Origin of the sequence: Micromonospora arida (assembly GCF_003857035.1) — a bacterium.
Taxonomy (GTDB): domain Bacteria; phylum Actinomycetota; class Actinomycetes; order Mycobacteriales; family Micromonosporaceae; genus Micromonospora; species Micromonospora arida.
The window spans coordinates 47,620-61,496 of record NZ_QGSY01000157.1 but is presented as its reverse complement, the minus strand read 5'-3'; the positions used below and the strand labels follow the sequence as shown (position 1 = coordinate 61,496).

Sequence of the window (13,877 nt, the reverse complement as noted above, 5' to 3'; positions counted from 1 at the left end):
CCCCCAACGCCACAGCCCGCGCGTCCAACTCGGTGAACGGCACACCGTTCACCGCCTCGCCCGACGGCACCCGGGAAACCTGCTCCTCGAACCACTGAAGGACCGACCCCAACACCGGCTCCACCGCGCCGTCACCATCGGCCAACACCACCGACACCTCACCGGCCGGCAGACACACCACCCGCGCGTCCCCACCCGGGTCCGCCACCATCGCCTCCAACACCACGCGATACATGGCGCCCAGGCGGCGCAGGGCGTCGTGGCCCACGTGCCGCTGGCTGGCCTGCAGGGTGAGGAAGCCGAGCCGGCTGAACACGCCGAGCGGGAACTCGGTGGGGCTGTCGTCGATGGACTCGGCGTAGTCGATGTCGTCGGCGTCGATCTGGTGGAAGTCGTGGAAGCTGAACCGCACGTCGAGCATGCGGGCGTCCTCGCCGACCTCCCGCTGCAGGGTGGACAGCGGGTAGCGCCGGTGCGGCCACAGCTCCACCTCGGCGTCGAAGGTCCGCTGGATCAGCTCGTCCCAGGTGGCGGCCGGACCGTCGTAGCCGACCGGCACGGTGTTGAGGTGCATGCCGTACACCCGGTCGGCGCCGGCCGCCTCGGGCCGGATGTTGCAGACCAGGCCGGTGTAGAACCGCTCCGCGCCAGTGAGCTGGCTCATCACCTTGAGGTGCGCAGCCAGCATGATCGACTTGAACGGCACGCCGAGGCGCCGGCCCAGGTCGCGCAGCGCGGATTCGAGGTCCTGCACCGGCACCCAGTGCTCGTGCTTGGCGCCCTCCGGTGCCTCGGGGTCACCCCAGCCGGTGGGCAGGTCGTGACGGGCCCGACCGGTCAGGACACCACGCCAGTACGCCCGGTCGGCGTCACCGGCGACCGACCGCCGTTCGGCAGCGACGGCGTCGGCGAAGCGCACCGACGGGATGGGCCGCGGCGACAGCGGCTCTCCGGCCCGGATCTGCTGGTACGCGCGGACCAGCTCCATGATCAGCGAGTGGTAGCTCCACCCGTCCAGGATCGGGTGGCACTCGGTGATGGTGAGCCACCAACTGCCGTCGGCGCAGGTCCTGGCGTGCAGCCGCAGCAGCGACGGGCGATCGAGGTCGAACAGACGGGCCCGCTCGACCGCGATGTGCTCGCGCAGCTCCCGGTCCAGCTCGGCCCGCTCTGCGGCAGGGCTGCGGTCGTGCGTGACGGCCAGCTCGGCGGTGGCGTGCACCAGCTGCATGGGCACCGAATAGCTGGTCAGGTCGAACGAGGTACGCAGCACCTCGTGGCGGCGCACCAGCAGTGCCGCGGCGGCACGCAGCGCGTCCAGGGAGAACTCCCCTTCGCCACGGACCCGGTAGCTGGTCACGTTGTGGTACGGGTTCTGCTCGGTGTCGGACAGCAGCTCGACAAGCATGCCGAGCTGACCCTGGGTGCACGGGTAGGCGTCCACCAGGCCGGCGGGCAACGCGGCCCGGTCCGCCTCGCCGACCAGCTCGAACGGGGCGACCGCAGGCTCCGGCTCGGCGGCCGGCCGTGCGGTGAGCAGTTCGGCCAGCTCGGCGACGGTACGCCGCTCGAAGATGTCCCGGACCTCGACGTCGAAGGACGCCTCACGCAACGCGCCGGCCAGTGCCACCGCGCGGATGGAGTCGCCGCCGAGATCGAAGAAGCCGTCCCGCACACCGACCCGGTCCAGCCCGAGGGTGGCGGTCCAGATGTGGGCGAGGTGCTGCTCCACAGTGGTGCGCGGGGCCACGTAGGGGCGGTCGACGGCGGCCACCGAACGGCCCGGGGCGGGCAGCGCGGCCTGGTCGAGCTTGCCGTTGACGGTCAGCGGGATCCGGGGCAGCGGCATGAATGCCACCGGGATCATGTAGTCCGGCAGCGTCCGGCCGAGCGCCGTACGCAGCTGTGAGGGGCGCAGCAGCGTCGAGGTGTCGTCGGCCACCAGATAGGCGGTCAGCCGCTGGTCGCCCGGGTTGTCCTCGCGTAGCACCACGACCGCGTCCCGGACGCCGGGCAGGACGGTCAGGGCCGCCTCGATCTCGCCCAGCTCCACCCGGTAGCCACGGATCTTGACCTGGTGGTCGATGCGTCCGACGAACTCCAGCCGTCCGTCGGCGTACCGGCGGGCGAGGTCGCCGCTGCGGTAGAGCCGCGAACCGGGCGGCCCCCACGGGTCCGGCACGAACCGCTGCGCGGTGAGTTCGGCGCGACCGAGGTAGCCGCGGGCGACACCCGGGCCACCCACGTGGATCTCGCCGGGCACACCGATCGGCACCGGTCGACCGTCGGCGTCGAGCAGGTGGACGGTGAGGTCCGACAGCGGTACGCCGATCCGGCTGGCCGTGCCGCCCACCTCGTCGGCGGTGACCCGGTGGTACGTGGTGTGCACGGTGGTCTCGGTGATCCCGTACATGTTGATCAGGTGCGGTGCGTCCACGCCACGGCTGGCCACCCACGGTGCCAGGTCGGCGAAGTCCAGTTTCTCGCCGCCGAAGGTCACCACCCGCAGGGCGAGCCGGTCGATCCGGGCGTCGCCGTCGGCCGCGAGCCGGACCAGCGCGCGGAACGCCGTGGGCGTCTGGCAGAGCACCGTGACCCGCTGTGCGATCAGCTCGTCGAGCAGCTCCTGCGGGGACCGGGCCAGCTCGCGGGGCACCACGAGCAGCCGACCGCCGTGCAGCAGGCAGCCCCAGATCTCCCAGACGGAGAAGTCGAAGGCGTACGAGTGCAGCAGGGTCCACACGTCGTCCGGGCCGAACCGGTAGTCGGCGGCGGTGACGGTCAGCAGCCGCAGCACCTGCCGGTGGGCCACCGCGACACCCTTGGGGCGGCCGGTGGAGCCCGAGGTGTAGATGACGTAGCAGAGGTTGTCGACGTCCATGGGCACGGCCGGGTCGGCGGTCGGCTGGGCGGCCAGCTCGGCGACGAGGTCCGGGTCGTCCAGCAGGACCACTGTCCCACCGAAGTCGGCGTACCGGTCGCGGTGGGCGGTGGTGGTCAGCACGATCTCCGCCCCGGCGTCGTTGATCATGAAGTCGAGGCGTTCGTCCGGCGAGGCCGGGTCGAGGGGCAGGTACGCCGCGCCGGACTTGAGCACGCCGAGCAGGGCCGGTACCAGTTCGGGGCCGTGGTCGAGCTGCACAGCGACCAGCCGTTCCGGACCGGCACCGTGGCCGCGCAGCCAGTGGGCGAGCCGGTTGGCGTCGGCGTTCAGCTCGGCGTAGCTGCGGGTGGTGTCGCCCGCCGTCATCGCCGCCGCGTGGGGGTGGGTGGCCGCCATCGCCTCGAAGACGCCGTGCACGGTGCCGGTGACCGGGTCTGCGGTGACCGGCCCCCGGGTCACCACGGCCAGCTCGGCGGCACCGAGGATGGCCAGGTCGGACAGTCGGGCCGTCGGGTCGGCCGCCACCTGCTCCAGGAGTCGCACCAGGTGGTCGGCGGCACGCTCGACGGTGGCCGCGTCGAACAGGGCGGTGGCGTACTCGATCCGGCCGCGCAGCCCGCCGTCGACGCCCTCCACCACGTGCAGCGTGAGATCCACCTTGGACGTGCGCAGGGGCAGCTCGACCGGCTCCACGCGCAGGTCGCCGGGCCAGTCGGTGGTGGGCGGCTCGCTCTGGAGGGTGAACGCGACCTGGTAGAGCGGGGTGCGGGAGAGATCCCGCTCCGGTTCCAGCTCGTCGGTCAGCAGGGCGAACGGGGCGTCGGCGTGGTCGAACGCGCCCAGCACGGTGTCCCGGGTCTGCGCCAGCAGGGCGGCGAACGAGGGGTCGCCGCTCCACCGTGCCCGCAGCACCAGGTTGTCGATGCCGTACCCGACGAGGTTGTGCAGCTCCGCGCGGCTGCGCGCGGACGACACCGTACCCACGGCGAGGTCGGTCCGGCCGGTGTAGCGCGACAGCAGCACCTGGAAGGCGCTGAGCAGGGTGACGAAGACGGTGGTGCCGGCGTCGCGGGCGACGCCGCGCAGCGCGGCGGACAGATCGGCGCTCAGGGTGAACGGCACCGACGAGCCCCGCCAGTCCCGGCTCTTCGGCCGGGTCCGGTCGGCCGGCAGCTCCACCGGCGTCAGCCCGGCGAGCTGGTCGCGCCAGTAGTCGAGCGACCGGGCCACCGACTCGGCGCGCGACCGGCCGCGCTGCCAGGCGGCGAAGTCGGCGTACTGCACGGGGGGCACCGGCAACCAGGGCTCGACGCCGGCCCGCAGGGCGGCGTACAGCTCGGCCAGCTCCCCGGTGAGCACCGCGACCGACGGCGCGTCACAGGCGATGTGGTGCAGCACCAGGGCCAGGACGTGCTCGTCGGTGTCCAGCCGGACCAGCACGGCCCGCACCGGCCACTCCCGGGCCAGGTCGAACCCGTTGCGCGCGCTGTCGGCGAGCACAGCGTCGAGCGCCGCCTCCCGCTCGGCGCGGGGCCGGTCGGTCAGGTCCACCACCGGCAGGTCGCGGTGCGCCGGCGGGTCGATCACCTGGACCGGAGAGGTGCCGGCGAGGGCGTAGCGGGTGCGAAGGATCTCGTGCCGGGCGACCAGGGCGTCGAGTGCACGGCCCAACGCGTCGGCGTCCAACTGCCCGTGCAGCCGCAGCGCGGAGGAGACGAGGTACTCGGCGCTGGTGGGGTCCATCCGGTTGAGGAACCACATCTGCTGCTGGCCGTACGACAGCGGCAGCTCCCCGGACCGGTCGACGGTGGGAATCCGGTCCCGGCGGCCGGTACGACGGCCGGCCAGGCGACGCTGGACGAGTTCTTCACGCAGGTTCGGCTCGTTGGCGATGCTGGTCATGCCGGGTACTCCTCGGATCGCGAAAGGTCGTGGGTGAGGTCGGCGGCGTCCAGCGCGTCGACCTCCGCTCGGATCAGGTCTTCGATGGCGATCGCCTGGGCGCGCACCGTGGGGTGCTCGAACACCAGCCGGATCGGCAGGTCGAGGTCGAACTCCTCCTGCAATCCGGCGATCAGCCGGGCGGCGAGCACCGAGTGGCCGCCCAGGAGGAAGAAGTCGGTGGTCGCGCCGATCCGCGCGTCGAGCAGCTCCGCCCAGTTCGCGGCGACCCGCTTCTCGACCACGCTCTGCGGTGCGACGAATTCGGTGGGGTCGGCGGTGCCGTCGGCGAGTGCCGCGTCGAGCCGGTTGCGGAGGGCGTCCCGGTCCACCTTGCCGTTGGCGTTGAGCGGGATCCGCTCCACCGGCACGAAGAGACTCGGCACCATGAAGTCGGGCAACTGCCTGGCGCAGTACGCGGCCAGGTCGGTGGCCTCGCCGCAGTAGAAGGCGACCAGGCGGTCCTGGTGGGCGAGGACCACGCAGTCGCGTACCCGGGGATGTTGGGCGACGACAGCGCCGATCTCGCCGGGTTCGATGCGGTAGCCGCGGACCTTGACCTGGTCGTCCGCCCGGCCGACGAACGCCATCGTGCCGTCGGGTCGCCAGTGGCCCAGGTCGCCGCTGCGGTAGAGGCGGGCGCCCGGCGGGCCGAAGGGGTCGGGCACGAAGCGGTCGGCGGTCAGCCCGGGCCGCCCGACGTAGCCGGTGGCCAGGCACTCGCCGCCGATGTACAGCTCGCCGACGGCGCCGACCGGCAGCAGCCGCATCGCGTCGTCCAGGATCCGCACCACGGTGTTCGCCATCGGTCGGCCGATCGACACGATCTCGCTGGTCTGTGGTGCGACGACCGGGTACGCCGACATGATCACGGTGGTCTCGGTCGGACCATAGGAGTTGATCAGGCCGCCGGGGCCAAGCCTGTCGAGCCACTGGTTCGCCACCGACCCGCGCAGCACCCCACCGGCCACCCAGAGCTGACCGGCCAGCCGCTGCGCCTGCGCGGCGTCGACCTGCGCGGCCAGCAGCTCCAGGTGCGGCGGCGTCATGATGAACCGGTCGTACGGGCCGGCGGCCAGCAGCAGTGCGCCGAGTTGGGTGAGGTCGAACTCCTGCGGAAGCAGGGTCACCGGCTGCCCGGCCACCAGCGGCCCCCAGAGGTTGGAGATCGACAGGTCGAAGGCGATGGTGGAGAACAGCGGAGCCCCGCCGCCGGCCGGGCGGCCGCCCCGGTCGCCGAGCGCCTCGGTCTCGGTGGCGCAGGCCAGGAAGTTCGTCACCGCGGCGTGGGAGAGCAGCACCCCCTTGGGGCGGCCGGTCGATCCGGAGGTGAACAGCACGTACGCCGTCTGCGCCGGGTCGAGATCGCGGGCCGGCGCGGTGTGCGGTTCGGCGCTGACCATCAGCCGGTGGGTGTCCACCTGGAGGGTGGGCACCCCGAACCGGTCGGCGTATCGCGAGTCGGTGATGGCGAGGCCGACGCCGGCGGTGTCGAGCAGGTAGCCGATCCGCTCGGCCGGGTACGACGGATCCAGCGGAAGGCATGCCGCACCCGCCTTCCAGCACCCGAGAATCGCGGCGACCAGGTCCGGTCCCCGCGCCAGCAGTACGGCGATTGTCGCGCCCGACCCGGCGTCGGAGCGGCGCAGATGGTTCGCGAACTGGTTGGCCCGGTCGTCCAACTCGGCGTAGCTGGTGCGCGCGTCGCCGTGGCGCAACGCCACGGCCTGCGGTGTCGCCGCGCGGCGCGCCTCGAACAGGTCGACCACTGTGGTGGCCGGCCGGGGCACCGTCGGCCCGTTCCACTCGTGCAGCAGGCGCTGCCGCTCCTCGGCCGAGAACGGGTCGAGCTGGTCCAGGCGGGCGTCCGGCTCGTCGGCGGCGGCGCGCAGCAGCCGGACGAAGTGGTCGGCCAGTCGTCGCACGGTCGCGTCGTCGAACAGCGCGGTGGCGTACTCCACGGCGCCGGCGAGGGAGCCGTCCGGCTGCGGCCACAGGTGCACGGTCAGGTCGGTCTTGGCCACTGTGGACGCCTGTCGCAGCGCCTCGATCGTGATCGGGTCGTCGGCCACCAGGCCGGTGATCCCGCCCTCCTGGTAGTTCAGCGCCACCTGGTAGAGGGGGGTGCGGGACAGGTCCCGCTCGCCGACCAGGTCGTACACCACGCGGTCGAAGGGCAGGTCCTGGTGGGCCAGGGCAGCGACGGTACGGTCGCGGACTCGCCTGACCGCCTGAGTGAAGCCGGACGCCGGGCCCAGGGTGCAGCGCAGCACCACCGGGTTGAGGAAGATCCCGGCCGCCTGGTCCAGCTCGGTGGGCCGGTGCCCGGAGGTGGGGGTGCCGATCGGCACGTCCCACTGCCCGGTATAGCGGGCGAGAAGCGTGGCGAAGCCGGTGAGCAGGGTCATGAACGGGCTGGCCGCGCAGCGCCGGCCCACCTCGGTCAGGGCGCCCGCGACCTCCGCGTCGACGGTGAAGCCGAGCATCCTGCCCTGCGCGTCCCGCCGGGCCGGACGCGGACGGTCCAGCGGCAACTCCAGCTGGGGCATCCCGGCCAGCGTCTCCCGCCAGTACGCCAGCTCCCGCCCGACGACCTCGTCGGTGAGGTGCCGCTGCTGCCAGACCGCGTAGTCGGCGTACTGCACCCGCAGCTTTGCCAGGTCGGCCGGCCGTCCCTGCGCGGCGGCGTCGCACAGCTCCCGCAGGTCCCGTTCGAGGACGTCGGCGCTGCCGGCGTCGGACGCGATGTGGTGCACGGCCAGCACCAGCAGGTGATCCCGGCCGGCGGCGACGGCGAGCCCGGCCCGCCACAGCGGACCGGTGTGCAGGTCGAAACCCCGGCCGAGCTGGTCGGTGATCAGTTCGGCCAACCCGCCGTGGCTGACGTCGCGCACCTCCAGGTCGACATCTCCCGGCGGTACGACCTGCTGGCGGGCCACGCCGTCGACGACCAGGTAGCGGGTGCGCAACGGCTCGTGCCGTGCCTCGAGCGCGTGCAGGGCCACCCGGACGTGGTCGGGGTGGATGGCGGCGGGCAGCCGTACGTGCACGGGGACGACCCACTCCTTGCTGCGCGGGTCGAGCTGGTCGAGCATCCAGAGCCGGTGCTGGGCGGCGGAGAGCGGCAGCGGCCGGTCACGACCCACGGGCAGCACCGGTGGAGCCGCCGGGGTGGCCGCCTCCACCAGCCGGGCCTGTGCGGCCACGGTGGTGTGGGTGAGCAGGTCGCGCAGCGTCACCGCGCCGCCCGCCCCGCTGAGCCGGCTCTCCAGCGCCAGCGTCACCAGTGAGGAGCCGCCGAGCTGGTAGAAGTCGTCGTCGACGCCGACCTCGTCGACGCCGAGCAGGTCCCGCCAGATGGCCGCGACAGTCTGTTCGGCGGCGGTCCGCGGCGACCGGAGCGCCGGGCGGTCGAGAGGGTCGATCGCCGGCAGGGCGGACCGGTCGATCTTGCCGCTGGCGGTGAGCGGAAACTCCGCCACCGGCTGGAACACGGCAGGCACGAGCGCCTCGGGCAGTCGACCGACGCAGAACGCGCGCAGGGCCGCCGGGTCTAGTGACCGGCGACCGGCGACGTACGCGGCGAGCTGCCGGCGACCGGCCGGGTCGGTGTGCCCCACCACCACCGCCGACTGGACGTCCGGGTGCGCGGCGAGCACCGCCTCCACCTCGGCCGGTTCGATCCGTACCCCGTTGACCTTGAGTTGGTGATCGGTCCGACCGACGAACTCCAGGCTCCGGTCGGCGCGCCACCGGACCTGGTCGCCGGTGCGGTAGAGGCGCTCGCCGGGCGGCCCGTACTCGTCGGGCACGAACCGTTCGGCGGTCAGATCCGGCCGGTGCAGATAGCCCCGGCCCAGGTTGGCCCCACCGATGTAGAGCTCGCCGACCACACCCACCGGCACCGGCCGACGGTCGGCGTCGAGGACCTGGACGCGGACGCCGGGCAGCGGGCGCCCGATCGGCACCGGTCCGGCCGGCTGGGCCGGGTCCACCGGGTGGGCGGTCACGTCGATGGCGCACTCGGTGGGGCCGTAGGTGTTCCACACCCGCACCTCGGGCGTGACCGTCAGCCGCCGGCACAGGTCGGCGTGCAACGGCTCACCCGCCGAGAAGATCAGCCGCAGGCTGGTGCAGTCGGCCCAACCGGGCTGGTCGACCAGCCGACCGAACACCGACGGCACTCCCTGCAGGACGGTGATCCCGTGCCGGACGACCGCCGCGACGAGGGCGGCGGGATCCCGGTGTGCCCCATCCGGGGCGAGCACCACGGTGCCGCCACTGGCCAGCGGGGCGAAGAACTCCCAGCCCGCCGCGTCGAAACTGACCGAGGTCTTCTGCAACACCCGGTCGCCGGGGCCCAGGCCGTGCTCCCGGATCGTCCAGGTCACCCGGTTGCCGATACCGCGATGGGTGATCAGCACTCCCTTGGGTTCGCCGGTGGACCCGGAGGTGTAGATGGCGTACGCCACCGAGTCCGGGTCGGGTGACGGCACCGCCGGGGTGTCCGTGCAGGCCGCGATCCGCGCCCGGTCGGTGTCCAGGCAGACCACGCGACAGGGCGCCGCCTCGTCGCGCAGCGCGTCACGGGTGAGCAGCACTCCGGCCCCGCTGCCGGCGAGGAGACGCCGCCGCCGCTCGGCGGGGTGGGTCGGGTCCAGCGGCAGGTACGCGGCACCGGCGCGCCACACTCCCAGCAGCGCGACCACGAGGTCGACGCCGCGGTCCAGGTTGACCGCGACAAGCGATTCCGGGCCGACGCCCAGCTCGGCCAGGTACCGACCGAGTTGATTGACCCGCCGGTCCAGTCCGGCGTAGTCCAGCTGCTCGGACTCGCCGCTCACCGCGATGGCGCTGGGGGTCAGCGCGGCCTGCCGGGCGATCAGCTCGGACAGGGTGCCCGCCCCCTGGGTGGCGGCTGCGGCTGCGGGCGCCGCTGGCGGAACGATACTCATGGTGCTCCTCCAAGGGACCGGGCGCGGGCGCGGGATCGGGTCAGGTGGTCAGGCCGTGGCCTGGGACTCCATGCGCTGGCGCAGGCTCAGCGGCCGCATGTCGGTCCAGATCTCGTCGATCCGGGCCAGGCATTCGTCGCGGCTGCCCTCGGTGCCCTCGGCACGCCAGCCGGCGGGCAGGTCCCGGTCGGTCCACCAGACCGAGTACTGCTCCTCGTCGTTGAGCACCACGCGGTAGCTGCGGTTGTCGGTCATTGCCACTCCTTCAGAGAGATCCGGCGAACGCCCCGGTGGCGTCCCCCACGGGTAGGAAGTCGTCAACGCGTACGCCCAGGCGTCGCTGGTCGGCGGTGGCGCGGACGTGCTCGGCGAGCACGAGGTCCAGCACGCCCAGGCCGAACGGGGACACCACCACTGGCACGTCGTCGGCGGGCAGTCGCACCTCGCCGCCGGCCAGCGCGCCGATGGTGGCGTGAATGAAGTCCCGGCCACCGGTGAGCTGCTCGGCCAACTGCAACGAGGTGCCCTCACGGCAGGCGTGATCGGCGTCGTCGACCACGTTGCGCGCGGCCAGCAGCCCTTCGGGGAGCAGGTCGCGCAGGGACAGGTGCAGCACCACCGCGCCGGGCCGGCAGGCGGCCAGGTCGAGGTGGGGCTCGGTGGCGGTGGTGGCGATCGAGACCAGCCGGTGCGCGGCCATCGCCTCCTCGGCGGTCCCGGCCAGCGTCGTCGGCATTCCCGGCAGCAGGGTTCGGGCGGTCTCGGCGAACGCCTCGGCCCGACGCCGGTCGGTGTCGAATACCGTCAGCGCCGGCGGCGCGGCGAGAGTGCCCGCCACGAACCGCAGCACCTGCTGGTTGATCAGCCCGCAGCCGATCAGGGCCAGGCCGTCGGGGCGGCGGTCCGCGGTGAGCAGGCCGGCCGCGAGCGCGGCGCTCGCCGCGGTACGTCGGGCCGAGATGACCGAACCCTCGACCAGGGCCACCGGGTGGCCGGTACGCATCGAGTTCAGCAGGATCGCCGCGCTGGCCCGTTCCAGGCCCATGGCCAGGTTGCCCGGGAAGGAGGAGATCCACTTGATCCCGCTCACCGGCGGGTCGCCGCCGAGGTGGGCGGGCAGGCCGATGATGCGGTCGCGGGGTCGCTGCGGGAAGCGCAGGAAGACCGAGTGCGGCAGGCTCGTACGGCCCTGCTCGTGCAGCAGGTACGCGTGGCGGATCAGATCCACCACCCGGGCGTCGTCGCCGTCGAGGATGTCCCGCACAACAGCCCGACCGATGATCAGCACGTGGCGTCCTTCCACAGGTGGGTGATCTCCCCGAAATGCTGGGAAACCCATAGATCCGAATAGATGGTGTCGAGGTAGCGGTCGCCGTTGTCGGGCAGGATCAGCACGGCCGTGGCACCAGCCGGGATGTCCGCCATCCGTCGGCGTAGGGCGGCCACGGTGGCGCCGGACGACCCTCCGGCGAGGATGGCCTCCCGGTGCAGCAGCAGCCGGCAACCGACCACGCAGTCCAGGTCGGAGACGTGCATGATCTCGTCGGGTGTGGCATCGGCGGCCAGGGGCGGCACTATTGAGGCGCCGTGCCCGGGGATCAGCCGGGTCGCTGGCTCGTCGCCGAAGATGGCACTGCCGACCGCGTCCACCGCCACCACCCGCGTGGACAGCCCCTGCTCGCGCAGGTAGCCGACGCAGCCGACCAGCGTCCCGCAGGTGCCGGTGGAACAGAACAGATAGTCGATCTGCCCGTCGAGCGCGGTCACGATCTCGGCCATCGTCTGCCGTTGCGCCGCGGCGTTGAGCGGGTTGGCGTACTGGTCCGGGCGGTAGGCGTACGGGACCTGCTCGCACAGCTCGCGGACGCGGCGCTGCCGGGCCGGCAGGTATTCGCCGGTGACCGGGTCGGGGTGCTCGACCATCTCGATCTCCGCGTGGTACGCGGTCAGGATCGCGAGGTTCTGCCGGGTGGTCTTCGGGTCGACCACGCAGATGAACCGGATCGCGTAATACGCGCAGAACTGCGCGAGGCCGATGGCCAGATTGCCCGAGCTGGACTCGACGACCACCGATCGGCCGGGCACCAGCTCCCCGGATTCGACCTTGGCGCGCAACATGCTCAGCGCGGTGCGGTCCTTGATGCTGCCGCCGGGATTGAACCGTTCGAGCTTCACGAACAATCGGGAGGGGAACTCCGGAAACAACCGGACCAGCTGTACCAGCGGTGTGTTCCCGACCGTCGAGAGGATGCCCTCGCGCACCGTTCCTCCCTCCACAAGTGATCCACCAACGCCACGACGTTGTCAATCGGCGCTATACCGGCCCTATACCGGTGCTCGGGCGGTCAGTGCCGGGCCTGGACCCGGCCGGCGACGGGGGTCGCGCCGGCCGGACCCGGCCCGTACGGCGGGCACACCGCCCCGGTGGCACCAGAGGCGCCACGGGGCCACGCCGCGCCGGTCTATGAGGTGCCGAGCGCCAGGAGTTCGCGCAGTTCCGCCTGGTCGACCATCGGCGCCTGGGACACCACCGTCTCCGGCGTCGTGCAGGCAACCCGCAGCATCTGGAGGAAGTGCCCGGCCAGCCGCTGCACGGTCGCCTCGTCGAACAGGTCGGTGTCGTAACCGAACTCCGCCTGGAGCCGGCCGTCCTGGTACTGGGTGAGGGTCGTCGACAGGTCGAACTGGCCCTCGTCGTACGGGATGTCCAGCAGCCGGATCTGGTGCCCGGCGAACGCGTGCCGCTGGCTTGTGTAGTTGTCGCCGTGCTGGTGAGCCAGCAGGGTGACGGTCACCCGCACCGGCGGATCCTGGTTACGTCGGCCCGATCGGAGCAGCGGGAACGGGTAGGCGGCGTGGGCCACGGCGTCGGTCAACTGTCGGCCGGCCGCGGTGATCGCCGTAGCGAACGTGGTGTCCGCGTCGAACGACCCCCGCAACGCGATCGTGTTGATCAACATGCCGACCACCCCGCGCAGCGCCCGTCCCCGGCGCAGCGACGCCGGACAACCGACGGTGAACTCCCCCAGACCGGTGTAGCGGTACATCGTCGCCTGAAACGCGGCGAGCACGACCGCGTACGGCGTCACCCCGGCCGCCGCCGCGGTCTCCCGCAGCCGGGCGGCGAGGTCGTCCGGGAGTTCCTGGCTGAATGCGCCGCCACGGAACGAACGCACCGGCGGACGAGGCCGGTCGGTCGGAAGGGTGGCCGCCGTGGCACCGTCGCAGACCCGATCCCAGTACGCGCGCAGCCGCTCGCCGCGCTCGCCGGCCAGCGCCGCCCGCTCCCGGGCCAGGAAGTCGTCGTAGCTGCCGGAGGCCGGCGGCAACTCCACCGGCCGCCCGGCCTGCAACGCCCCGTACGCGGCGTCCAACTCCTGCCAGACGATCCGCTGCGAGTGGAAGTCGGTGGCGATGTGGTGGATGACCACCACCAGCACGCAGTCGGTACGCCGCCGCAGCAGCGCCACCCGCATCGGACCGTCCCGCTCGAGCCGGAGCGGCCGGTCGCCGAACTCCTGGCAGCGGCGCAACAGCCCGTCGTCGTCCAGGTCGGGAACATCGTGGACCTCGACCTCGCACCCGAGGTCGGGATCGACGACCCGCACCGGCCCCTGCTCGGTCTGCACGAACCGGGACCGGAGCAGGTCGTGGCGCGATCGCACCGCCGCCACCGCCCGGCGTACCACGTCCGGGTCGAGCAGGGGTTCGACGTGCAGCCCGTGGACCACGTTGCTGGCCGGGCTGTCCGGGGCCAGCCGGTGGACCAGCCACAGCGCCCGCTGCCCTACCGACAACTCCCGGACGTCCTCGGTCACACCGCAGACCGGGCGGAGAGGACGAAGTCGCTGAGATCCTGGACCTTGGCGAAGCTGCCGACCATCTCGTCCGGCACCTCGATGTCGAAGTGGGTCTCCACGGCGGCGAGCAGGTCGACGAGCTTGAGGCTGTCCAGACCGAGCTCGACGAAGGTGTCGCCTACGTTGATCTCCCGGTCGACGTTCTCGGTCATCAGCTTGCGGGTGAGCGATACGACGTCGAGGGACACCTGGTTCACGGTCAGCGTCATGGTGCTTGTCCTTTCGAAGGAAGGGGTC

General features: G+C 72.5%; 7 protein-coding genes. All 7 read right to left on the bottom strand.

The genetic code is table 11. The annotated features are described in order from the left end of the window. A partial coding sequence (locus DLJ58_RS11540; RefSeq protein WP_124855654.1) for a non-ribosomal peptide synthetase occupies positions 1 to 4,786 on the bottom strand: 4,786 nt, incomplete at its 3' end. Continuing rightward, positions 4,783 to 9,780 (bottom strand): non-ribosomal peptide synthetase, encoded by a 4,998-nt coding sequence (locus DLJ58_RS11535; protein WP_124855652.1) that lies wholly within the window; start codon positions 9,778 to 9,780, stop codon positions 4,783 to 4,785. The genes DLJ58_RS11535 and DLJ58_RS11540, both read right to left, overlap by 4 nt. Positions 9,781 to 9,828: 48 nt before the next feature. Beyond that, the gene (locus DLJ58_RS11530) at positions 9,829 to 10,035 is read right to left on the bottom strand and encodes an MbtH family protein (protein WP_124855650.1); all 207 of its coding nucleotides are present in this window, start codon (positions 10,033 to 10,035) and stop codon (positions 9,829 to 9,831) included. A gap of 10 nt (positions 10,036 to 10,045) precedes the next feature. After that, a complete protein-coding gene (gene sbnB, locus DLJ58_RS11525; protein WP_124855648.1) occupies positions 10,046 to 11,068 on the bottom strand; it encodes a 2,3-diaminopropionate biosynthesis protein SbnB in 1,023 nt (340 codons plus the stop codon). Continuing rightward, on the bottom strand, positions 11,062 to 12,030 hold the full coding sequence (sbnA, locus tag DLJ58_RS11520; RefSeq protein WP_208741032.1) for a 2,3-diaminopropionate biosynthesis protein SbnA: 969 nt from the start codon (positions 12,028 to 12,030) through the stop codon (positions 11,062 to 11,064). Before sbnA ends, sbnB begins: the two co-directional genes overlap by 7 nt. A gap of 212 nt (positions 12,031 to 12,242) precedes the next feature. Continuing rightward, positions 12,243 to 13,598 carry a condensation domain-containing protein gene (locus tag DLJ58_RS11515; protein ID WP_124855644.1) on the bottom strand — a complete coding sequence of 452 codons (1,356 nt, stop codon included), beginning with the start codon at positions 13,596 to 13,598 and terminating at the stop codon, positions 12,243 to 12,245. Beyond that, a complete protein-coding gene (locus DLJ58_RS11510; RefSeq protein ID WP_124855642.1) occupies positions 13,595 to 13,849 on the bottom strand; it encodes an acyl carrier protein in 255 nt (84 codons plus the stop codon). The genes DLJ58_RS11515 and DLJ58_RS11510 overlap by 4 nt, the downstream gene beginning before the upstream one ends. Positions 13,850 to 13,877 lie beyond the last annotated feature (28 nt).